At 64.1% G+C, this 21,209-nt stretch carries 19 protein-coding genes, 1 tRNA gene and 1 pseudogene; 14 read left to right on the top strand and 7 right to left on the bottom strand.

Features of this window, described 5'->3' with window-relative positions; all coding sequences use genetic code 11:
• The first annotated feature begins 39 nt into the window (after positions 1–39).
• Positions 40–1,557, top strand: a complete 1,518-nt coding sequence (pyk, locus tag JOF47_RS09905) for a pyruvate kinase (RefSeq protein ID WP_209997416.1) — start codon at positions 40–42, stop codon at positions 1,555–1,557.
• A 111-nt stretch (positions 1,558–1,668) separates the two neighbouring features.
• On the opposite strand, the pseudogene JOF47_RS09900 reads toward pyk, so the two are convergent.
• A pseudogene (locus JOF47_RS09900) lies at positions 1,669–2,594 on the bottom strand (S1C family serine protease).
• Positions 2,595–2,970: 376 nt separating this feature from the next.
• Positions 2,971–3,051 (bottom strand) — tRNA-Leu (locus tag JOF47_RS09895).
• 156 nt (positions 3,052–3,207) lie between these two features.
• Here JOF47_RS09895 and JOF47_RS09890 point away from each other — a divergent pair.
• The 3 genes from JOF47_RS09890 (at position 3,208) to JOF47_RS09880 (ending at position 5,359) form a co-directional block, all read left to right on the top strand.
• Entirely contained in the window at positions 3,208–3,828 is a 621-nt protein-coding gene (locus JOF47_RS09890; RefSeq protein ID WP_209997415.1) for an ANTAR domain-containing response regulator, read from the top strand.
• 147 nt (positions 3,829–3,975) lie between these two features.
• Complete coding sequence (locus tag JOF47_RS09885; protein WP_209997414.1) at positions 3,976–4,911, top strand: aldose 1-epimerase family protein; 936 nt, start codon at positions 3,976–3,978, stop codon at positions 4,909–4,911.
• A gap of 19 nt (positions 4,912–4,930) precedes the next feature.
• A complete protein-coding gene (locus tag JOF47_RS09880) occupies positions 4,931–5,359 on the top strand; it encodes a VOC family protein (RefSeq protein ID WP_209997413.1) in 429 nt (142 codons plus the stop codon).
• 10 nt (positions 5,360–5,369) lie between these two features.
• Here JOF47_RS09880 and JOF47_RS09875 read toward each other — a convergent pair whose 3' ends face one another.
• The gene (locus JOF47_RS09875) at positions 5,370–5,990 is read right to left on the bottom strand and encodes an L-threonylcarbamoyladenylate synthase (RefSeq protein ID WP_209997412.1); all 621 of its coding nucleotides are present in this window, start codon (positions 5,988–5,990) and stop codon (positions 5,370–5,372) included.
• A 1,081-nt stretch (positions 5,991–7,071) separates the two neighbouring features.
• Between JOF47_RS09875 and JOF47_RS09870 the strand changes: the two genes are divergently transcribed.
• Genes JOF47_RS09870 through JOF47_RS09860 form a run of 3 tightly spaced genes read left to right on the top strand, consistent with a single transcriptional unit; the run spans position 7,072 to position 9,118 of the window.
• Positions 7,072–8,277, top strand: coding sequence for an inorganic phosphate transporter (locus tag JOF47_RS09870; RefSeq protein WP_209997411.1), 1,206 nt, complete (start codon positions 7,072–7,074; stop codon positions 8,275–8,277).
• Positions 8,277–8,519 carry a hypothetical protein gene (locus JOF47_RS09865; RefSeq protein ID WP_209997410.1) on the top strand — a complete coding sequence of 81 codons (243 nt, stop codon included), beginning with the start codon at positions 8,277–8,279 and terminating at the stop codon, positions 8,517–8,519. The genes JOF47_RS09870 and JOF47_RS09865 overlap by 1 nt, the downstream gene beginning before the upstream one ends.
• A 35-nt stretch (positions 8,520–8,554) precedes the next feature.
• Positions 8,555–9,118: a dihydrofolate reductase family protein gene (locus JOF47_RS09860; RefSeq protein WP_209997409.1), complete on the top strand. Its 564-nt coding sequence runs from the start codon at positions 8,555–8,557 to the stop codon at positions 9,116–9,118.
• A gap of 9 nt (positions 9,119–9,127) precedes the next feature.
• Here the strand turns inward: JOF47_RS09860 and JOF47_RS09855 are convergent, their stop codons facing one another.
• Both JOF47_RS09855 and JOF47_RS09850 read right to left on the bottom strand, forming a co-directional pair.
• A complete protein-coding gene (locus JOF47_RS09855; protein ID WP_209997408.1) occupies positions 9,128–9,640 on the bottom strand; it encodes a P-loop NTPase family protein in 513 nt (170 codons plus the stop codon).
• Between the two features lie 38 nt (positions 9,641–9,678).
• Complete coding sequence (locus JOF47_RS09850) at positions 9,679–10,197, bottom strand: hotdog fold thioesterase (RefSeq protein WP_209997407.1); 519 nt, start codon at positions 10,195–10,197, stop codon at positions 9,679–9,681.
• 85 nt (positions 10,198–10,282) lie between these two features.
• Here JOF47_RS09850 and polA point away from each other — a divergent pair, with 85 nt between their 5' ends.
• The 6 genes from polA (at position 10,283) to JOF47_RS09820 (ending at position 18,501) form a co-directional block, all read left to right on the top strand.
• Positions 10,283–12,913 (top strand): DNA polymerase I, encoded by a 2,631-nt coding sequence (polA, locus tag JOF47_RS09845; RefSeq protein ID WP_245356721.1) that lies wholly within the window; start codon positions 10,283–10,285, stop codon positions 12,911–12,913.
• Positions 12,913–14,205 carry a GNAT family N-acetyltransferase gene (locus JOF47_RS09840; protein WP_209997405.1) on the top strand — a complete coding sequence of 431 codons (1,293 nt, stop codon included), beginning with the start codon at positions 12,913–12,915 and terminating at the stop codon, positions 14,203–14,205. Before polA ends, JOF47_RS09840 begins: the two co-directional genes overlap by 1 nt.
• Positions 14,206–14,225: 20 nt before the next feature.
• The gene (locus JOF47_RS09835; protein ID WP_209997404.1) at positions 14,226–15,521 is read left to right on the top strand and encodes a GNAT family N-acetyltransferase; all 1,296 of its coding nucleotides are present in this window, start codon (positions 14,226–14,228) and stop codon (positions 15,519–15,521) included.
• A 4-nt stretch (positions 15,522–15,525) separates the two neighbouring features.
• Entirely contained in the window at positions 15,526–16,470 is a 945-nt protein-coding gene (locus JOF47_RS09830) for a polysaccharide deacetylase family protein (RefSeq protein WP_209997403.1), read from the top strand.
• 227 nt (positions 16,471–16,697) lie between these two features.
• Positions 16,698–18,164 carry a 30S ribosomal protein S1 gene (rpsA, locus tag JOF47_RS09825; protein ID WP_209997402.1) on the top strand — a complete coding sequence of 489 codons (1,467 nt, stop codon included), beginning with the start codon at positions 16,698–16,700 and terminating at the stop codon, positions 18,162–18,164.
• Between the two features lie 142 nt (positions 18,165–18,306).
• Positions 18,307–18,501: a hypothetical protein gene (locus JOF47_RS09820; RefSeq protein ID WP_209997401.1), complete on the top strand. Its 195-nt coding sequence runs from the start codon at positions 18,307–18,309 to the stop codon at positions 18,499–18,501.
• A gap of 173 nt (positions 18,502–18,674) precedes the next feature.
• Here JOF47_RS09820 and JOF47_RS09815 read toward each other — a convergent pair whose 3' ends face one another.
• Positions 18,675–19,139 (bottom strand): YbaK/EbsC family protein, encoded by a 465-nt coding sequence (locus JOF47_RS09815; protein WP_209997400.1) that lies wholly within the window; start codon positions 19,137–19,139, stop codon positions 18,675–18,677.
• On the opposite strand from JOF47_RS09815, the gene JOF47_RS09810 reads away from it, so the two are divergent.
• Positions 19,138–20,595, top strand: a complete 1,458-nt coding sequence (locus JOF47_RS09810; protein WP_209997399.1) for a hypothetical protein — start codon at positions 19,138–19,140, stop codon at positions 20,593–20,595. The genes JOF47_RS09815 and JOF47_RS09810 overlap by 2 nt on opposite strands.
• Here JOF47_RS09810 and JOF47_RS09805 read toward each other — a convergent pair.
• A complete protein-coding gene (locus tag JOF47_RS09805; RefSeq protein ID WP_209997398.1) occupies positions 20,592–21,161 on the bottom strand; it encodes an isochorismatase family protein in 570 nt (189 codons plus the stop codon). The genes JOF47_RS09810 and JOF47_RS09805 overlap by 4 nt on opposite strands.
• Positions 21,162–21,209 lie beyond the last annotated feature (48 nt).

The raw sequence follows: 21,209 nt of genomic DNA, 5'->3' as shown, positions 1-21,209 counted from the left end.
TTCCGACCTGAGAAATGGAAAGGCAGTTAGGCTGACCGTATGAGACGCGCAAAAATTGTGGCCACCTGGGGCCCTGCGATCGGTACCTACGAAAAGACGTTGGCAGTGCTCAAGGCGGGTGTTGACGTTGCCCGCTTGAACATGAGCCACGGCGACCATTCGATGCACGCCGAGAACCTCGGCAATGTCCGTGCCGCGGCCCTGGAACTGGGACGCCCGGTAGGCATCTTTGCCGACCTTCAGGGCCCGAAGATCCGGCTGGGCCGGTTCATCGACGACGCCAAGCACATCTTGAAGGTGGGGGACACCTTCACCATCGTCATCGCCGATGTCCTGGGTGATGCAACCTTCTGCTCCACCACGTTCAAGGGCCTGCCGCAGGACGTCAACATCGGCGACATCCTGCTCATCAACGACGGCAAGGTTTCCCTCCGCGCCACCGAGGTGGACGACGAAAAGGTCGTCACCGAGGTGGTCGTGGGCGGCGAGGTGTCCAACAACAAGGGCATCAACCTTCCCGGTGTTGCGGTCAACGTCCCGGCGTTGAGCGAAAAGGATGAGGACGACCTGCGTTGGGCCATCCGTGCCGGCGTTGACATGGTCGCCCTGTCCTTCGTTCGCAACGCCACCGACATCGAGCGTGTGCACGAGATCATGGACGAGGAAGGCCGCCGCCTTCCGGTCATCGCCAAGATCGAGAAGCCGCAGGCGGTGGACGCGTTGGAGGAAATCATCCACGCGTTCGACGCCATCATGGTGGCCCGTGGCGACCTTGGCGTGGAGCTTCCGCTCGAAGAGGTTCCGCTGGTGCAGAAGCGTGCCATCGAATTGGCCCGCCGCTGGGCCAAACCGGTCATCGTTGCAACCCAGGTGCTGGAGTCGATGATCGAATCGCCGACCCCGACCCGCGCCGAGGCCTCGGACTGCGCCAACGCGGTGCTCGACGGCGCCGACGCGGTCATGCTTTCCGGCGAAACCTCGGTGGGCGAATACCCGATCGAGACCGTCGAAACCATGGCGCGGATCATTTCCTCCACGGAGCAGCACGGTCTTGACCGCATTCCGCGTCTGGGCTCCAAGCCCAAGACCCGTGGCGGCGCCATCACCCGTGCCGCGGTGGAAATCGCCGACCAGCTGGATGCCAAGTACATCGTGGCCTTCACCCAGTCCGGCGACTCGGCCCGACGCCTGTCGCGCCTGCGCCCGAAGAAGCCGGTGCTGGCGTTCACGCCGCTGCCGCAGACCTACCAGATCATGACGCTGATGTGGGGCATCCAGCCGCGTGTGGTCGAGTACGCTGACCACACCGACAAGATGACCGCACAGGTCGACCGCGCGCTGCTGCAGGAAGGACTGGCAGAGGTCAACGACATCGTCTGCATCGCCGCCGGTTCCCCTCCAGGCCAGGCCGGTTCGACCAACTCGCTGCGCATCCACAAGGTCGGCGACCTCGCGGATGCCGGCCAGCTGGTTGAGGGCAAGCCGATGCCGGCCCGCGAAGAGGTCGGCCCCTGGGACACTGAAACCGTGTCGGGCCAAGGCCCCCGCGAGATCTAGGTAGCCCCGTCTAAACCAAAAGCCGGATCCGCAAGACATTCCCCTCCGGGGGAGTGGGCTTGCGGATCCGGCTTTTGCGTTGTGCCACGGGTTGTCCGTGCGTGCCGTGCGTTAGTCCGTCATCTCAACCGGCACGGCGATGACATCCACCATCGCACCGTTTCGGAGTACCGTCACGGGCAGTGGCACACCGATGGCCTCGGCGAACAACTGCTTTTGCACGCTCTCGGCACTGGAGACAGGGCGCTGACCGACGGTGAGCACCAGGTCGCCGGGCTTCAACCCGGATTTCTCCGCCGGCGACCCGGCGTGACATCCACAACGCGCAGTCCCTCGCGCTGGCCTATGCGCGATGCCAGCGTCTCGTTCAGCGCTATCGGCGAACTGACCAATCCCAGATAGGCGCGCCGGACACGCCCGTCGGCTATCAGCGCGGAAATGATCCGCCGGGTGGTGTCGTTGATCGGGACGGCCAGGCCCAAACCCGCGCCCGCCACTGCCGTGTTGATGCCGACCACCCGGCCGTGGGCATCGGCCAGCGCCCCGCCCGAATTGCCCGGGTTCAGCGCGGCATCGGTTTGGATGACGTCCTCGATGACCCGCCGGGTCCGGCCAAGAGCGGCGGGGATGGACCGCCCCAGCCCGCTGACCACCCCGGCAGTCACCGATCCGGCCAAGCCCAGCGGGTTGCCAACAGCGATAACCAGCTGACCCACCCGCAGCCCCTCGGCGTCACCGAGTCGCGCAGGGGCCGGCCTGTGGGAAAATCCGCGGATAACGGCCAGATCTGACAGGACGTCCGCGCCCCTGATCTCGATATCCGTTCCCGTGCCATCGGCAAATGTCGCCCGCCCGGCGCTGGCGCCGGCAACCACGTGGGCATTGGTCAGCATGTAGCCGTCTTCGGTAAAGACGACGGCGGAACCCGCGCCAAGGCGCACCGGCCCGTTGCGGCCTGCACCCACCATCTCAATTGCTGCAACATGCGGCCCAACCGCTTCGGCAACGCCGACAACGGTCCGGGAGTAAGCATCCATCACGTCTTCAGACCCAAGCCCAGCCTCGGAGATATCGAAAGGCTCTTTCACCGCACGCCTCCTGGGGCGATCGTGGCCGGATATTGGCGACGCTGCCTGCCCACGCACAGGCCGCGCCATATGCCAATACAACGAAAGCGGCGCCCATCATAGTCCCGCCACGGATACGCCATCGGAGAACACCCCCTCCCTAGAACCTGAAGCCTGGCTGGACGGGCCGCCCTAAGTCGCCTGCCCTGCCTGTAGCGACGCACCAGGGCCGGACACGCTTTTGTCCTATCGGCCCAATTTGAGCCAAAGATTCGGATTAGGATTTGCAATAGTTAAAAGAAAAAGGCTCCGATCCCTTATGAACTAAGGGATCGGAGCCTATCTGTGCCCGAGGTGGGACTCGAACCCACACACCTTTCGATACTGCATTTTGAGTGCAGCGCGTCTACCATTCCGCCACTCGGGCGGGCACATCATTGGAAGCAAGAATTAGCATAATGGATAATCTCTATCTTGAGAAATCCTCGCGTCCTTGCGGTTAACCACTGTACATGCAGATAGGCTTAACCACGAAACCGAGTATTGAAGATTCACCCGGTCACCCCGGGAATGAAGGAGTACGATGAGCGATCTGCCCGAAGTCACCCGTATCGAGGCCGAGCCCAACAATGGCGCACCACGCCGCGTCGTTGTCGCCGAGGATGAAACCTTGATCCGCCTCGACATTGTCGAAATCCTGCGCGGTGAGGGCTACGACGTGGTTGGCGAGGCAGACAATGGCGAAAAGGCCATCGAGCTCGCCCGCGAGTTCAAGCCCGACTTGGTTCTCATGGACGTAAAGATGCCGGTCATGGACGGCATCACCGCTGCCGAGACCATCGTCAAGGAACGCATTGCCCCGGTGGTCCTGCTGACGGCCTTCAGCCAGAAGGAACTCGTTGAGCGTGCCCGCGAAGCAGGCGCCATGGCCTACGTGGTCAAGCCGTTCACCCCGGCCGACCTGGTTCCTGCCATCGAGATCGCCATTTCCCGCCACGAGGAAATCACCGCCCTTGAAAAAGAGGTCGGGGACCTTACCGAGCAGTTTGCCACGCGCAAGCTCGTCGAGCGCGCCAAGAGCCTGCTGACCGAGAAGATGGGCTTGACCGAACCCGAGGCCTTCCGCTGGATCCAGAAGACCTCCATGGACCGTCGCCTGTCCATGCGCGAGGTTGCAGAGACCGTGATCGACCAGGTCAAGTAACAACGCACAAAGACAATGCCTCTGGGGCCGCATGAACCGAAATCACGGTTCGTGCGGCCCCAGAGTCACACCTTGGCCCTTGTCGCGGCCGCCGCCGGATCATCCACAGCCCACGAAAGGCCCGCTTTGCCGAACCATGTTGCCCCGATGGGCGAATGCTTTGAACTCGAGGCCGGAATCGGCGGCCGAAGCCAGCGTGCAACCGTCACGGAAACCGGAGGTACGCTCCGGGCGCTCAGCGTTGACGGCATTTCACTGGTGCAGGACTATCCGGCGGATTCCGCCGCGCCGTTCAGTGCCGGCTGGAATCTGGTTCCGTGGCCAAACCGCGTGGCCGGTGGCACTTGGACCCATGAAGGAACCACGCAACGGCTTCCGATCAACGAACCCGAACGCGGCCACGCCCTCCACGGCCTGTTGGCGGATGCCGCCTACCGTCTGGTCGAACAGACTCCCGCGAGCCTGACGCTGGCCGCCGATCTCCGGCCGCAGGAAGGCTACCCCTTCGAGCTGTCCACGTCGGTGCGCTATGAACTGCACCAGGACGGCCTTCGCGTGACACACCGGCTGACCAACATCGGCCAGCGGAAGGCTCCCGTGGCGGTTGGAACCCATCCTTATCTCCGCTTGGGGGAGGTTCCCACCGAGGAACTCAAGCTTGTCATCAACGCCGATTCACATCTGGAAGTGGATGGGGTGCTGATCCCCACCGGTGAAATCACTGCCGTGCACGGTACGCCGCGGGACTACCGGGCGGGGCAAATCCTGGGCCCCATGGCGCTGGACGACGTGTGGACGGATTTCCAGCGCGATGTCGATGGCGGCTCCGTCCACTACCTGGAAGCGCCGGATGGCAGCCGGGTTGAAATGGCCATGGATGCGGCGTTCGGTTATATCCAGGTGTATACAACCAGCGATTTCCCGTCCGCCGACGGCAACGTAAACGCCGTTGCCATGGAGCCCATGACGGCGCCGGCCGATGCATTCAACAACGGGATGGGTCTGCGCTGGCTGGAACCAGGGGGGAGCTGGGATGTTGGTTGGGGGATCCGGCACCGCCGGGCCCCGCAGGAACAGGAATGACATAGAGAGGGAAAACCGGATGAAAACACAAGGCGTGGTACTCAGCCTGGCGGTAACCGATGCAGCCCGCTCCCATGACTTCTACCGCGAGGTCCTGGGTGCGGACAGCGTCCGTCTGGACATGGGCATTGTCTGCATTGAACTGCCCGGGATCATGCTGTTCCTCGCGGAAATCGCCGATTTCACAAAGTACTCCCGCGAGGCCAAGCGCGCGCCGCTCTTGCCGGTACCGGCAAGCGACGCCTTGCTTAGCTGCGCCATCGCCAGCACCGAGGAAGTCGACGACATCCTTTCCGTGGTCCACGCCGCCGGCGGCAGGACCTTTGAAGCCCACGAAATTCCGCACGTCAGTGGGCGCCGGCAATATGTGGGAACATTCACGGACCCCGACGGGCACCTTTGGCAGTTGGTCTGCAACCTCGCCGATGCCCAGGGCGCCGCCGAATAGAACGTTTGTTCTATTCGAAGCGCGAGGGGTCGCCCAGACCGACGCGGGCGACGACGGCCTCGCCGCTCGAGTAGTCGATGACGGTGGTCGGTTCAATGCCGCATTCGCCCGAATCGATGACGCCGTCCACCACGTGGTCAAGGGCTTCCTTGATTTCCCAGCCCTGGGTCATGGGTTCTTCCTCGCCCGGCAGGAGCAGCGTGCTCGAGAGGATGGGCTCGCCCAGTTCCTCAAGCAGCGCCTGCACCACCGCGTTGTCCGGAATGCGCACGCCAATCGTTTTCTTCTTCGCCTGCATCAGGCGGCGCGGGACTTCCTTCGTCGCGGGCAGGATGAAGGTGTAGCTACCCGGGGTGACGGCCTTGATGTTGCGGAAGACCATGTTATTGACTTCAACGTATTGGCCCAGCTGCGCAAAGTCCTTGCAGACCAGCGTGAAATGGTGCTTGTCGTCCAGCTTGCGGATCGCACGGATGCGGTCCATTGCCTCTTTGTTGCCTATCTGTGCGCCCAGTGCGTAGCAGGAATCGGTGGGGTAGGCGAGCAATCCGCCATTGCGCAGGAGCTCAACGGCCTGCGTGATCGAGCGGGCCTGCGGGTTTTCAGGGTGAACATCAAAAAATCGTGCCATTGAACGAGCTTACGGCCAGTGACGGGGATAGTGCACCGGAACGCCGGCGAAATTTCCTCCATTGGTTCAACGGCGCCCGAAAATTTCCATAGGGCTTGGAGATCCGCGCTTTCCGAAGCTGGCGCTCCAAGTCATGGCTGCTTCGGAGCGTCCGGTCACATGGAGCGCCGTTGTGCGTTGAGTCGTGGATCTGGTTGGCGGCGAGGGGGAATCCGTCGGGAGCGTGGCCGGCGGGGGCGCCTAAATTCATGTTCATGGCCCGGGCGTGGTTCTGCGTGCCGGTTGCGTTTGCCCGGGCAGGACAAACGGGAATGAATCCCAAGGTGTCTCGGTCTTGTTGTATCGGGAAAGGTGGATGGTGCTCCCAATGCTTGGCCGAGGGCAGCTGGCCCGGCTGCCCCGCGGTGAATTCAACATGCCAGGCTCGACTCTGCCGTGCAAGGGTTCACCGCGCTCGCCGAATCCGGCTGGCGTTTGGCTGCCGCCGGAAACGCTTCGATGCGCACCACAGGGCTGGCCTGCGGCGGGTGATCGGATGACCTGCCCGATGGCGGCAGGGTCCCATGCAGTGTGCAATGCACTCGACCATCGTTCCGGCCACGGAAGCCGTTCTTGGCGGGTTGTGTTTGTTGATTGTCAAAGCCGCGGCAAGCGCTCGCTGCACTGGGGTAGCGGCCTGCCGGAGTTGGACTCCGATGTTGCCCGGCGTCTGCTGTCCGGGATCGGAATTTCCGGTGGTTCGTCCGGGCTGCGCGAGCGGATGGCGTCGATCGCGGCACTGTCGAGGCCCTTCCGCGCGGGGTGCCGGAGCGTGTGCTCATTGAGTTGATGGGCAGGCTGGTTGAGCCGCGGGATCCGTGAAGTAGCTCACGCGCAATAGGCAACCTTGGCCTTGCGTTGCCTAATCACGCGCCAAAGTGGGGTTTGGGCGGATTTTCCGGAAATTGACTAGTTTTCTACAGGCCATATGATGAATTGGCGACTTAGGTGACCGGAACCGAAACATTGGGTAAACAATGCGGAGATTCAAGGTGACCGTTTGCGCCTCGGCCCTCGCCCGTAACCCAAGATTGGTTTCTACATGGATCTGACGCTTATCGTCGTCCTAGTCATAGCACTTGCATTGTTCTTTGACTTCACCAATGGCTTCCACGACACCGCGAACGCGATGGCAACCCCCATCGCCACCGGAGCCATCAAGCCCAAAACCGCTGTGGCACTCGCCGCCGTATTGAACCTTGTCGGCGCATTCCTTTCGACCGAGGTCGCCAAGACCATTTCGGGTGGCATCATCAAGGAAGGCGGAGAAACCGGCGTGCAAATCCTGCCTGCGATGATCTTCGCGGGCCTGATGGGCGCCGTCATCTGGAACATGCTCACCTGGTTGCTCGGACTTCCCTCCAGCTCTTCCCACGCCCTCTTCGGTGGTTTGATCGGCGCCGCAATCGTCGGCGCAGGATTCGGCGCCATCGACTACAACGTGCTGATGTCCAAGGTCCTGCTGCCCGCACTTGTTGCACCGGTGATCGCCGGAACCTCGGCGTACCTTGCGACAAAGCTTGCCTATTCCGTGACCAAGCGCCAGTCCGGCGTTGCGTCCCCGAAGCGCGGCGGATTCCGCTACGGCCAAATCTTCTCCTCGTCGCTTGTGGCACTTGCCCACGGCACCAACGATGCGCAGAAGACCATGGGTGTCATCACGTTGACGCTGGTTGCCTCGGGTTTGCAGGAAGCCGGCACCGGCCCGCACTTCTGGGTCATCGCCTCCTGTGCACTGGCCATCGCCTTGGGCACCTACATGGGCGGCTGGCGCATCATCCGCACCATGGGTTCGGGCCTTACCGACGTCAAGCCCGCACAGGGCTTCGCCGCCGAGACCTCCACGGCCGCCGCCATCCTGGCCTCCTCGCACCTGGGCTTCGCCCTGTCCACCACGCAGGTTGCCTCCGGCTCCGTCATCGGCTCGGGCCTCGGCCGCAAGGGTGCCGAAGTCCGCTGGGGAACCGCAGGCAAGATCGCGATCGGCTGGCTCTTCACGCTTCCGGCCGCGGCCCTCATGGGTGCCGCAGCCGCAGCGCTCGCCCACTTCGGAACCATTGGCCTGGTGATCGTCACTGTCCTTGGACTGGGTTCGCTACTGCTGATCTGGGCGCTTTCACGCCGTGAAATCGTCGGCCACAACAACGCCATTAGCGACGTCGATGTTTCGGGCGCGGCAGTGAACATCCCCACGAAGAAGGAACGCCGAAAGATGGCGCGTGCCAAGGAAAAGCAGGAGGTAAAGTAATGAATATCCAATGGGGTTCATTCCTGATCGTTGCCATTGTCACCTGGGTTTCCGCTCTGTTCATCGTGGGTGCCTACTCGCTGGGTGTGCGCATGCTGGCCGTGGCCGGAGATGAAAATCGCTCGACCGGCCTGGCCAAGGGCGCGGCCTACATCTGCTTCGCCCTGTGCGGCGCGGTGGTGCTCTTCGGCATCATCCTGATCGTCCCGGCACTAAGCGAGAGCATACTCGGCATCCACTAGCCAAGTCGCGGTTGTTCGTGGATAGGATGGGGTGCATGACGCACTTCAGGTATTACGTAGCAGCCTCTGTCGACGGTTACATTGCCGATGAGAACGAGCGCCTCGATTGGCTCATGGAGTTCGACGGCTTTGAAGGCCAAGCCGAAGGCTACGAGGCTTTCCTCGAAAACATTGGCGCCATCGTCCTGGGAGCCGACACCTATTCGTGGATGCTCAGGGAAATCGGCGATGAATGGCCATATGCGGGACTGCCGGTGTGGGTTTTCACCCACCGCGAGCTTGCGGCTTTCCCGGGTGCCGACCTGACGTTTGTGCGCGGGGACGTGACCGAATGGGCCGGCGACATCGTCCGCAGCGCCAACGGTAAGGACGTCTGGGTTGTCGGAGGCGGCGCCGTTGCCGGGCAATTCGCGGACGCGGGCCTGCTTGATGAACTGCTGCTCTACACGATGCCCGTAATCCTCGGTGGTGGCCGACCGCTTTTCGCGATGCGCGGCACGGCCAAGCTGAGCCTGGCCTCCAGCCGGGAATTTGCCGGCGGGATCCGCGAGACCCAGTACGCGTTTATCAAGGCGCCGGGGCAGGACCGCGAGTACTAAGTTCCGTCCTCAAAGGTGGCTTGCTTCCAACGAAGCAAGCCACCTTTGAGTTTGGCGGGGACTGGAAAAGCGCATGACCCGTTCCGGACCGAAGCGTTCCTCCAACTCGCGCATTTGCCGGCGCTTGGCGGGGAAACTCTTGAAATGCCACCGCACGATGGACTCCCTTCCCAGGAAGCGGCGCCATGTTTCGTAGTTCCCGTTGCAGACCGGCTCCCGGCGCAACACGCGGCGGATGGAGCGAGACATCAAACGGCGCAGCGAGACCAGTCGGGGGTAATCAAGGCAGACGATGAGCTCGGCGAAGGACGACACTTCCGCCCGGTAGGGTCCGTAGGCCGAGTCGAAGACCCACTGTTCCGTGGCGGCGGTTGCCAGGGCCAGGCGTTTTTGCTCGGCCGGGCTGCGGTTCACCCAGCCGGGAAGCCAGCCGATTTCCTCATCGACAAGGTGGACCGGAAGGTTCAGGATGCGGCCGAGCTCACCGGCAAGCGTTGATTTCCCGCTGCCGGTGACTCCCATGCAGAGGATTCGTTGCGGATCGCCGCCCAACGTCCCGGCTAGCCTTCGAGCAGCATGTTGGTGATGCGCGAGGTGCAGATGCGGCGCCCCTGCTCGTCGCTGATCACGATCTCGTGGGTGGTCAAGGTGCGGCCCAGGTGGATCGGGGTGCACACGCCGGTGACCAGTCCGGTAATCCCGGCGCGGTGGTGGGTCGCGGAAATGTCCACGCCCACCGGGCGCTTCCTGCCGCCGCCGTGCACGGCGGCCGCGAAGGAACCGAGCGTCTCGGCAAGTGCCACGGACGCCCCGCCGTGCAGGATCCCGGCCACCTGCTGGTTGCCCTCGACGGGCATTGTCCCGCTGACGCGGTCCGCGGAAATTTCGGTGAAAACAATGCCGAGCTTCTCCACCAGGGTGCCCACGCCGTGGGCGGCAAGCATCGGCCACATCGCTTCGGGAACCCCGTGCGCAGCCAGCTGCCCGGCGAAGGGGTTCGGGTGTTCCGCCCTGGCCTCGGTAAAGGTGCCAGACATCTCGGCCGGGGAGGCGTTGTGTTGTGTGAAATTATCGCTCATGCCAACTAGGCTGGCAGGTGTGAGCGAATCAACCAAACTTGTGGCAACCGATCCCCAGCGACTTCTTGTGATTGACGGGCACTCGATGGCCTTCCGTGCCTTCTATGCCCTGCCGGCAGAGAACTTCGCCATCGACACCGGACAGCACACCAACGCGGTGCATGGATTTGTGTCGATGTTGCTGACCATGATCCGGCAGCAGAAGCCCACCCACGTTGCCGTGGCCTTCGACCTTGACACCCCCACGTTCCGCTCGCTGGAATACACCGAGTACAAGGGCGGCCGCAACAAGACCCCCGAAGAGTTCTACGGGCAGATCGACCTGATCCAAAAGGTCATGGAAGCCATGAACATCCCGACCATCACCATGGACGGCTACGAGGCCGACGACATCATCGCCACTCTCGCCGCCAAGGGCGAGGCCGCAGGCCTTGACGTGCTCGTGGTTTCCGGTGACCGCGACGCCTTCCAGCTGATCACCGAAAAGACCCTCGTGCTCTACCCCAAGAAGGGGATCTCCGACATTCCGCCGATGGATGGCGACGCCGTCGAAGCCAAGTACTTCGTGCGCCCGGAACAGTACTCGGACCTTGCCGCACTCGTGGGCGAAACCGCGGACAACCTGCCCGGCGTGCCGGGAGTGGGCCCGAAGACCGCCGCAAAGTGGATCAACCTCTACGGCGGGTTGGAGGGCATCCTCGAAAACATCGACTCCATCAAGGGCAAGGTCGGCGACTCGCTGCGCGAACACGTCGACAACGTCACCCGCAACCGCCGCCTGAACCACCTCCTGCGCGACCTTGAGCTGCCGGTGGAACTCGACGCCATGGAGCTGGAACGCCCCAACCGCGAAGCCGTCGAGGAGCTCTTTGACGCGCTGCAGTTCAATACCCTGCGCAAGCGCCTGTTCGACCTCTTCGGCGACGAGCCGGAGGACGCCCGCGAGGAAGTGGAGATCGCCGAACACGCGATGCTCGCCTCCGCCGCGGAGATCCACGACTGGTTCGCGAAGCACGGCGCCCAGCTGCTGGGCATGCACGCGGCCACGGTGCCCGCGTCCGGAAGCCTCGACGTGGTTGGGCTCGCCTTCGCCTCCGTCGATGCCAACGCATACGTCTCGCTCGAGGAAATCGATGCCGACGCCGAGCAGTCGCTGGCCAAGGTGCTGTCTTCCGGCAACTACGCCAAGGCGGTCCACGACTACAAGGGCACCTACAAGCTGCTGAAAAACCGCGGACTCGAGCTGGCCGGGGTTGCCGACGACACCATGATCACCGCCTACCTGATCCAGCCCGACCGCCGCAGCCACGACCTGCCGGACATTGCCCAGGTGCACCTGAAGATGTCGCTGGAGACCACAGAGGCCCCGGCGAACGGCCAGCTGACGCTGGACCTCGAGGGCCCGGACCTTGCAACCCCGGCGGTGCGCGCGGCCCACGTGGTGCGCGAACTTTCCCAGCACCTGGCCGGCATGCTGGTGGAGCGCGGGGGAGACTCCCTGCTCAAGGAACTGGAAATGCCGCTCTCGCACGTGTTGGCGCAGATGGAAATGGCCGGCATCGCCATCGACGCCGCCAAGCTCGACGAGCTGTATTCGGACTTCACCATGACCATCGACCTGGCCACCGCGGAGGCTTTCGCGGCGATCGGCCACGAGGTCAACCTCTCCAGCCCCAAGCAGCTGCAGGTGGTCCTGTTCGAGGAACTCGACTTGCCCAAGACCAAGAAGATCAAGACCGGCTTCACCACCGACGCCGAGTCGCTGCAGGACCTGCTGGTCAAGACCGGGCACCCCTTCCTGGTCGCGCTGATGGCCTACCGCGACGCCACCAAGCTGCGCCAGACCGTCGAGGGCCTGCGCAAGGCCGTTGCCTCCGACGGACGCATCCACACCACCTACGCGCAGACCGTTGCCGCCACCGGACGCCTGTCCTCGTTGAACCCGAACCTGCAGAACATCCCGGTCCGCTCCGAGGAGGGCCGCCGCATCCGCGAGGTCTTTGTCGTCGGCGAGGGCTACGAGACCCTGCTGACCGCCGACTACTCGCAGATCGAAATGCGCATCATGGCGCACCTCTCCGGCGACGAGGGCCTGATCCAGGCCTACCAGGAGGGCGAGGACCTGCACCGCTTTGTCGGCTCGCACGTCTTTGACGTGGAACCGTCGGAGGTCACCAACGAGATGCGTTCCAAGGTCAAGGCCATGAGCTACGGCCTGGCCTACGGGCTGAGCTCGTTCGGCCTGTCCAAGCAGCTGAAGATCTCCGTCGACGAGGCCCGCAACCTCATGAAGGACTATTTTTCCCGCTTCGGAGCGGTGCGCGACTACCTGCGCGCCGTCGTGGACCAGGCGCGCAAGGACGGCTACACGGAGACGATCTTCGGCCGCCGCCGCTACCTGCCGGAGCTCGCCAGCGACAACCGCCAGCTGCGCGACATCGCCGAACGCGCCGCCCTGAACGCCCCGATCCAGGGGTCCGCGGCCGACATCATCAAGCGCGCCATGCTCGGCGTGCAGGACGGCCTGGCGGACGCGGGACTCAAGAGCCGCATGCTGCTGCAGGTCCACGATGAATTGGTGCTGGAGGTCGCGCCCGGCGAGCTCGAGGCCGTCGAGGCCATGGTGCGCGAAAAGATGGGCGCCGCCGCGGAGCTGAAGGTGCCGCTGGATGTCCACGTGGGCATCGGCAAGTCGTGGCAGGACGCCGGCCACTGATGACGGCCGAGCACCTGCGCATCGAGAACGTGGCACTGGCCCGCCGCGAAGACGGCACGGCCAGCGGCCAGTTTGCCGCCTGGATCAACACCGCCTGGGAGGGTTTTTACCACAAGCCCGCTACGGCGGACCAGCTGGAGCAAATGCTCCAATCCCACGAGGCCGATGCGCGGGTGCTCACCGGCGTCTACGACGACACCCGGCCCGCCGGGCTCGTGGACCCGCTGGTGCCGGTGGCGACCTTCGCGTCGTTCGCCAAGACGCTGAACGCGGGCGCCGGGCTGCTTCCCGCGCACCTGGTCACCCTGGTCACGGTGCGCCCCACGCACCGCCGCCGCGGCATCCTGCGCGAGCTCATGACCGGCGACCTCACCCGGGCCAAGGCCGCCGGGTTCCCGGTGGCCGCGCTCACCGCCACCGAGGCGACCATCTACGGCCGCTTTGGCTTCGGCCGGGTCACCGAGCAGCAGGACCTGCAGCTGGACGTGCGCGGCGACGTGCGCTTCCACGCGGCAGCCGTCGGGTCCGTGGTCCAGGTGGCACCCGAAAAACTCGGCGACATCGCGGGGACGCTCTTTGAACGCTTCCACGAAACCCGGCGCGGCTCGGTGGGGCGCCAGGAATCCTACATTCGCCACGCCACCGCGCGCTGGGGCGACGACGGCCCCGAACCGGATCCGAAGCAGCGCGCGGCCGTGTACCTGGATGCCACCGGGGAGGTCCAGGGCTTCGTCACCTACGCGTTTGCCGGCTGGGACCCCAAGCCCGTCACGCTGAATGTCCGGGACCTGGTGGCCGCCACCGAGGTCGCCCGCCGTGAGCTGTTCAGGTTCCTGGCCGCCCACGACCTCGTGGAGCGGGTGAGCTACCCGTTCGCCGCCGCCAACGACCCGCTGGGCTGGGCGCTGGAGGATGCCGCCCGGATCGGCTACAGCGAACGCGGGCACGGGCTCTGGGTCCGCGTGCTGGACGTGCCCCAGGCGTTTGCCGCCCGCGAATACCGGGGCACCGGGAACTTCACCCTGCGTGTCGAGGACCCGCTGGACCTGGCCTCCGGAACCTACGGGTTCGAGGTTGGCGACGGGCTGGCCGTGGTCACCCGCCTGGACGACGACGCGCCGGCCACCGTGTCATGCGACGCCGTGGCGCTCGGGCCGCTGCTGCTCTCGGCCGCCGGCGTTGCCGAACTCCATGCCGCCGGCCTGCTGCGGGCCGAAGGCCCGGGGGAGCCTGAGCGGCTCGGCCGGCTGCTGGACCTGCCCGGGCTGCCCCACGCCATCAACGGATTCTGAGACGAAGGCCTGCATCGACCATGAGTGAAAACAGCACGATCCGCATCGAGCGCTTCGCCCCCGAAATCGTGGACGGCGTGCCCACCGGGCGCACCGATGCCTTCAACCTCGCAACCAGCCGCGGATTCCACGACGGCCCGCCGGAGGCCGACGGGCTGAAGACCCTGGCCGAGATCGCCATTGCCGATGGCATCACGTTCACCGCCGTGCACGACGATGCGGCGGTTGCCCCGTCGATCCATGCCGACCAGCCGGTCGCCACCTACGCAGCGTTCCCCGGAACCATCAACGTGGGCGGAGCCGAACCGGTGCCGGTGCACCAGATCACCTCGGTGACCGTCAGCCCGACGCACCGCCGCCGCGGCATCCTGCGCACCGTGATCACCGAGGACCTGAGGCGTGCCAGGGAAGCGGGCATGCCGCTGGCGGCGTTGACCGCCTCGGAGGCGACCATCTACGGCAGGTTCGGCTTCGGGCTGGCCGCCGAACGCGTGCGCTTCGAGCTCAAGGTGGACCGGGGCGCGCAGCTGCGTGCCGCGACGACCGGCAGCATCGTGGAGGTCGCCCCGGCGGAACTGAAGAACCACGCCGCGGCCATCTTCGCGGCAGCCCATGCCAGGACGCTCGGATCGGTCGGACACAACCACTTCGACCTCGGCTTCGCCGAGGGCCGGTGGGACGACTACGAATCGCTCAAGCCGGTGAAGAACCTGCGTGCCGCCCTGCACCTCGACGCGCAGGGCAACCCCGACGGATTCGTGACCTACCTGTTCTCCGGGTGGAAGAGTGATCCCTACACCATGGAGATCCAGCAGCTGTGCGCCGTCGACGGCGCCGCCCGCCGGGAACTGGTCGCCCACCTCGGCGCCCACGACCTGATTGACAAGGTCACCGGACGCGGCCCCGTCGACGACGTGCTGCCCGCCGCGCTGGCCGATTCGCGGTCCTACAAGGTCACGGCGCTGGGCGACCACCTGTGGCTGCGCATCCTGGACGTCCCCGCGGCGCTCGGCGCCCGCAGCTACAGCTCGGACGGCAGAATCAGCCTGCTTGTGCGCGACGACCTGCATCTGGTCAACGGCGCCTGGGAACTGACGGTCTCGGACGGGGAACCCGTGGTGCGCCCGGCCCCCGCGGACCTCGCCGTGGACGCGAGCCTCGACGTGCGCGACCTGGCCTCGCTCTACCTCGGTGCCACGAGCGCCACGCGGCTTCACGAGGCCGGCGTGCTCACGGTCCATTCGGCCGGCGCGCTGCCCGCCATGGATGCGCTCTTCGCCACCGCCACCGTTCCCTATTGCCAGGCGGACTTCTAAAAACATGCACGTTCCACCTCCAACCCCGTTCCGTCCGGGACGCAGGGCTTTCCTCGGCGCGGCCCTCGGGCTCGGTGCCGCCGCGCTCAGCTCCTGCGTTGCCGACCCCGGTTCGCCCAAGTTGCCACTCGAATTGGGAGCCAACGCGGCACCGCCCACCCCGAGTCCCACGGCAAAGACAACCGCTGCAAGGGCAGTCCCGGCGCCTCGCCCCTCGGTGAGCCGCACCCGGGCGATGACCCGCGAAGCGGCGATCGCCGATTTTGCCGGCAAGCCCGCCGGCGCCTTCGGGCTCGGGGTCAAGGGCATCCAACTGGGGCTGCCTGCCGGGGCCGGCGGGGCGGCACTGACCTTTGACGCGTGCGGCGGCCCGCACGGAGCGGGGTGCGACGCCACCTTGCTCAAGGTGCTGCGCAAACACCGGGCCCCTGCAACGCTCTTCATCAACAGCCGCTGGGCCAAGGCCAACCATGCCCTGATGCTGGAGCTGGTGGCCGATCCGCTCTTCGAGATCGCCAACCACGGCACCTCCCATGCGCCGCTGTCCAGCAGGGGACAAGCCGCCTACAAGATTCCCGGCACCGCATCGATCGCCCAAGCCTACGACGAGGTCATGGGCAACCAGCGCTATCTGGCGGAGACCTTCGGCGTCGAGACGAAGTTCTTCCGCTCCGGAACCGCCCACATGGATGAACTCAGCGCCCGCATGACGCGTGAGCTTGGACTCATTCCGATGAATTTCACCGTGAACCTCGACGCCGGAGCAACGTTCCCGGCGGCCACCGTCGCCGCACAAACGGCACTGCTGGGCAAATGCGATGTCGGGATCGGGCATTTCAACCGCCCGAATTCGGGCACCGGGGCCGGCGTGTCACGGGCGCTTCCCGGGCTGCTGAAATCCCTTGAATCCCGGGATCTGCGCCTGCTCAAGCTGTCCGAGACGTTCTAAAAACACGCCTGCATCGTCCCTCGTCGAGCCCCTTTCATCGGCGGCAAAATCCGACACTCCGGCTTGACAAGAGCCGTGATTGACGTTTTGACCCGGCAGGGTGTGGGGGAATAGACTAATAGGGCGTGTTTCGGCCTTGCCGTGCCCGCTCAAAGCTTAATTCGGAACATGCCGGGACTTCCGGCCGACCGATTCATACAGACTATCCACATCGGAGTCCCTACTACATGACCATCACCTCCAACGAGAAGACCAGTGCTCCAGTTGTTGCAATCAACGACATTGGCTCTGCTGAAGACTTCCTCGCTGCCGTCGACGCCACCATCAAGTACTTCAACGATGGCGACCTCGTCGAAGGCATCGTCGTCAAGGTTGACCGCGACGAAGTTCTGCTCGACATCGGTTACAAGACCGAAGGTGTCATTCCTTCCCGCGAACTTTCCATCAAGCACGATGTTGACCCGGGCGACGTAGTCGCCGTTGGTGACAACGTCGAGGCCCTCGTCCTCACCAAGGAGGACAAGGAAGGTCGTTTGATCCTGTCCAAGAAGCGTGCTCAGTACGAGCGTGCCTGGGGCGACATCGAAAAGATCAAGGAAGAAGACGGCGTCGTTACCGGCACCGTCATCGAGGTGGTCAAGGGCGGCCTTATCCTCGACATCGGCCTGCGCGGCTTCCTGCCGGCATCGCTCGTCGAAATGCGCCGTGTGCGCGATCTGGCTCCGTACATCGGCCAGGAAATCGAAGCCAAGATCATCGAGCTGGACAAGAACCGCAACAACGTTGTTCTTTCCCGCCGTGCCTGGCTCGAGCAGACCCAGTCCGAGGTTCGCTCCACGTTCCTCAACAAGTTGGAAAAGGGCCAGGTTCGTCCGGGCGTCGTTTCCTCCATCGTCAACTTCGGTGCATTCGTGGACCTTGGCGGCGTAGACGGTCTCGTCCACGTTTCCGAGCTGTCCTGGAAGCACATCGACCACCCGTCCGAGGTTGTCGAAGTTGGCCAGGAAGTCACCGTCGAGGTTCTCGAGGTCGACCTGGACCGCGAGCGTGTTTCGCTTTCGCTCAAGGCCACCCAGGAAGATCCATGGCAGACCTTCGCCCGCACCCACGCCCTTGGGCAGGTTGTACCGGGTAAGGTCACCAAGCTTGTTCCGTTCGGTGCATTCGTTCGCGTCGAAGACGGAATCGAAGGCCTCGTACACATCTCCGAGCTGGCCGTGCGCCACGTGGAGCTGGCCGAGCAGGTTGTCTCCGTTGGAGACGAACTGTTCGTCAAGGTCATCGACATCGATCTCGAGCGTCGCCGCATCTCGCTGTCCCTCAAGCAGGCCAACGAGGGCGTCGATCCGGAAGGTGCCGAATTCGATCCGGCTCTCTACGGCATGGCTGCAGAGTACGACGAAGAGGGCAACTACAAGTACCCGGAGGGCTTCGACCCAGAGTCCAACGAATGGCTCGAAGGCTTCGAGACCCAGCGTTCGGCTTGGGAGCAGCAGTACGCTGACGCCCAGACCCGCTGGGAAGCCCACAAGAAGCAGGTTGCCCAGCACCTCGCCGACGATGCAGCTGCTGAAGCCGCACCGGCCGAGTCCGCTGCAAGCAGCTACTCCTCGGATGCTCCGGCAACCGAGGCCGGCACCCTGGCATCCGACGAAGCACTCGCAGCACTGCGCGAGAAGCTGGCCGGAGCCTAAGCCTTCCTCCGCTTGTGAATCACTGATTCACTCGAGGTAGCTTAAACGAAAGCCTCTTGTTCCACCCTTTGGTGGGACAGGAGGCTTTCGTCGTTAACCATCCGGTTCGGAAAACCCGGGGCCTCCGGACTAACCTCGAATCATGGACGAGTCCACATGGATAGCCGTGATTCGGGAAGGCGGGGAAACCGTTGGATACCTCGAACCAGTGACCCCCGACTACGACGTCGTGCAGCCGCGCTCCGTTCTGGGCCACATTGCCGGAGAACCGATCGATTACCTCGCCGGCGATGAACTCCTATGTGAACGAGGGATTTCCGGATTGATGCAGCAGTAGCAGCTCAGGGACGCACCCGATGCCTTGTCGGGCCCGCTGCCGATCCTTGAGGTCTCGCCCCATGAAATCGTGGTCGCCGATGCGCTGCTGGTGAAGGCATTGGCTCCGAGCGAAAAGGCCACGGTGAGCTGACCTGACACCGAGCATTGCCTGACGCCCTCGGTCGCGGGGCCTTAGCGGACTTCCAACTCGGTTCCGCCGGTCAGCCAGAGCAATTCCGTGTAGGTGATGGGCATGAGCGAATCCGCGGTTCCGGCGGCAACCCAGAGCTCGTCGAAATCGCGCAACGAGATGTCGATGACGGTGCACAGGGGAGCGGGATGCCCTGCCGGCGCCACGCCGCCGATGACCTGGCCCGTTGCCTGCTTGACGAAGTCGGGTGTCGCCCGTTTCAGCTTTCTGCCGCCCAGCGCCGCCGAAACCAACGCGGTGTCCACCCGTCCAGCCCCGCTGGACATGATCAGCAGCGCCTCGCCCTCGCTGTCAAAGACCAACGAGTTGGCAATCGCCGCCACCTTGCATCCCAGGTAGTCGGCCGCAGCCGCCGCGGTATGGGTGTGTTCGTCGAGCAGTCGGATCTCTCGCTCGATGCCCGCCCGTTTCAGGTCGGCAAGGAATCGTTGGTGTTTGGGGTTCATGGTTGCCGGCGTCTCCTCGCTGGTCACTGGTGTTTCAGCCAGCCTAACCAATTCGTTTCGGGGGCGCGACCGATGGCAGGATCATGGGGTGACCAATCAACAAACTGTCCTGTTGCTCCGCCCCAGTGAGGCCCAATGGAACGCCCTGCCCAGGATGTTCTCGCCGGCCATGTTGCGTGGAGTCCTGGTTGTGGGGTTCGTAGGGTTTCTTGCTTCGATGGCCATCACTTCGTTGTCGGACGATTCTCCGGCGGAAGACACGACCTGGGCCGCATTCCTGGAGCCGTCGACCTTCATGCCGGATGTAGCACTTACGATGATGCTTCTCGTCCTGATACCTGTCCTGGTTGCGCCGCGGCTGGGAATCTGGGTGGCATTTCTCGCGGTCCAGCTTGAAAACCTTGTCACGTCAAACCTTGGGCTTGAACCCCAGTGGTGGTTCTGGTGCAGCACGGCGATTCTTGGTGGAGCGGGATTGATAGACCTGTTGATGGGCCTGCGGCAATTCATTGCACTTGGCAAATTGCGGAGTGTCTTGAGCCAAGAGGCGCCGAACGTGCTTCCGCTCACCAGAGAACAGGCAAAATGGGCGCGAGAGCATGCGCGTAGCGGACGCGGGGGGTTCCTGTTCCTTACTGGCTTGGCACTGGCCGCTTACCTCGCATTCTCGTGGTTCCTCAACGAATCCCGTTCCAACGGCCCCAAGCCGAATTCGGAGCCGTTTGAGCCCTTCCTGCTGGCGTTAGCGCTTGGGGCTGCGCTTTGGGCAGCGGTCCTGTTGTGCCGGATCGCCTGGCGCATCTTCCGGGACGGGTCGATCGGTTCCGTGCTCTGGATCCTGCCGACACCCGATGGCGGGCCGCTATCCGTGGCGGGAAAGGACTGGCTGGATACCGGGGATCTCTCCGACGAAGAGCAAAAGCGTGACGGCTGCAGTTGCGATGAACAGTCGAAACTCGTGGAAAACGTTCTCGGGGCGGACTACATGGACGAGGTTCATGTGGACCTGCATTGTGCGGTGCACGGAGTGGACGTGGTCAATTCAATGGGCGCAGCGGAGTTTGCCGCCGCTGCCCGCACCAAGCCATGGGTTTGGACCCAGTTGTCCAGGCTTCCGATCACCGCCATGGGCAGGCCAATCGGTGTGCTTGGCTACGCGGGCCGGGGCTTGCCGGGGCGCACCGGTCTGGTTGAAGGCCATGAATTTGTGGCTATCGAAGGGTGGCGCGGTGAGCCTTCGGAGAACTACGTGCGCGTGCGCGAAGCGCAGCGGAATTCCGACAGCGAACCCGCGACAACGCCAAGCCCCGCACCCATGGCAGGGCGCGTTGATGAACTGGACCTGAGGCCGTTCGGGATCGACGGCCATGCCCAACGCTACAAACACGGGCACCCAATCTTTGTCTCAGTGGATCAGCGTGGCAACAAAGCAGCGCCCAACTTCGACCAGACTTAGTCGTTAACCGGCACCGGGTGGAAGACGACTTCTTCGGCGCGCAGCAGTGAAATCTTCTGCTTGGGATACTCGAGGCCGGCAAAGTACGCGTTGGTGTGGGCGATGACCTGGTCCCCGGTCATGGTCTGACCCTCGAAGGTCGCGGCTCCGGTGGTGTGGGCATCGCGTACGAGCGTCACGTCAAAGCCCATTGCCGCGGCGCGCTGGGCCGCGGTGCGGACGCAATAGTCGGACTGGGCGCCGCAGATCACCACGTGCTGGACGTCCTGGGCATTCAGTGCCGCGTGCAGCCCGGTTCCGGCGAATGCATCGCGGTATGTCTTGAAGATGTGGTGCTCGCCATCGCGGGGCTCCAGCGGGGCTGCGATGCGCCACGGGGTGGAATGACGGGCAAAGTCCTGTTCGTCCTGCACCCAGAAGATCGGGGTCCCGGTATCGCGTGCCCTGCTGACCATTTCCTGGATGCGCGCCGTGACCTTCTTGGGGTGAACGCAATGTTCGATCACGCCGTTTTGCATGTCGACGACGATCAGGGCCTTGTTGGGTACCTCGGTGCGCTCATCCATTCCAGCAGTATTGCACCACTTGGGTCCCTAACGATTGAAACTCGCCCA

This window comes from Paeniglutamicibacter kerguelensis, from assembly GCF_017876535.1.
GTDB classification, from domain to species: Bacteria; Actinomycetota; Actinomycetes; order Actinomycetales; family Micrococcaceae; genus Paeniglutamicibacter; species Paeniglutamicibacter kerguelensis.
This window is presented reverse-complemented; position numbering and strand designations above follow the sequence as displayed.

Bases quoted from the DNA above. Each gene is read 5' to 3' on its own strand.
- pyk (WP_209997416.1), top strand. From the start codon at position 40: ATGAGACGCGCAAAAATTGTGGCCACCTGGGGCCCTGCGATCGGTACC.
- JOF47_RS09890 (WP_209997415.1), top strand. From the start codon at position 3,208: ATGAGCGATCTGCCCGAAGTCACCCGTATCGAGGCCGAGCCCAACAAT.
- JOF47_RS09885 (WP_209997414.1), top strand. From the start codon at position 3,976: ATGGGCGAATGCTTTGAACTCGAGGCCGGAATCGGCGGCCGAAGCCAG.
- JOF47_RS09880 (WP_209997413.1), top strand. From the start codon at position 4,931: ATGAAAACACAAGGCGTGGTACTCAGCCTGGCGGTAACCGATGCAGCC.
- JOF47_RS09875 (WP_209997412.1), bottom strand. From the start codon at position 5,990: ATGGCACGATTTTTTGATGTTCACCCTGAAAACCCGCAGGCCCGCTCG.
- JOF47_RS09870 (WP_209997411.1), top strand. From the start codon at position 7,072: ATGGATCTGACGCTTATCGTCGTCCTAGTCATAGCACTTGCATTGTTC.
- JOF47_RS09865 (WP_209997410.1), top strand. From the start codon at position 8,277: ATGAATATCCAATGGGGTTCATTCCTGATCGTTGCCATTGTCACCTGG.
- JOF47_RS09860 (WP_209997409.1), top strand. From the start codon at position 8,555: ATGACGCACTTCAGGTATTACGTAGCAGCCTCTGTCGACGGTTACATT.
- JOF47_RS09855 (WP_209997408.1), bottom strand. From the start codon at position 9,640: ATGGGAGTCACCGGCAGCGGGAAATCAACGCTTGCCGGTGAGCTCGGC.
- JOF47_RS09850 (WP_209997407.1), bottom strand. From the start codon at position 10,197: ATGAGCGATAATTTCACACAACACAACGCCTCCCCGGCCGAGATGTCT.
- polA (WP_245356721.1), top strand. From the start codon at position 10,283: ATGGCCTTCCGTGCCTTCTATGCCCTGCCGGCAGAGAACTTCGCCATC.
- JOF47_RS09840 (WP_209997405.1), top strand. From the start codon at position 12,913: ATGACGGCCGAGCACCTGCGCATCGAGAACGTGGCACTGGCCCGCCGC.
- JOF47_RS09835 (WP_209997404.1), top strand. From the start codon at position 14,226: ATGAGTGAAAACAGCACGATCCGCATCGAGCGCTTCGCCCCCGAAATC.
- JOF47_RS09830 (WP_209997403.1), top strand. From the start codon at position 15,526: ATGCACGTTCCACCTCCAACCCCGTTCCGTCCGGGACGCAGGGCTTTC.
- rpsA (WP_209997402.1), top strand. From the start codon at position 16,698: ATGACCATCACCTCCAACGAGAAGACCAGTGCTCCAGTTGTTGCAATC.
- JOF47_RS09820 (WP_209997401.1), top strand. From the start codon at position 18,307: ATGGACGAGTCCACATGGATAGCCGTGATTCGGGAAGGCGGGGAAACC.
- JOF47_RS09810 (WP_209997399.1), top strand. From the start codon at position 19,138: ATGGTTGCCGGCGTCTCCTCGCTGGTCACTGGTGTTTCAGCCAGCCTA.
- JOF47_RS09815 (WP_209997400.1), bottom strand. From the start codon at position 19,139: ATGAACCCCAAACACCAACGATTCCTTGCCGACCTGAAACGGGCGGGC.
- JOF47_RS09805 (WP_209997398.1), bottom strand. From the start codon at position 21,161: ATGGATGAGCGCACCGAGGTACCCAACAAGGCCCTGATCGTCGTCGAC.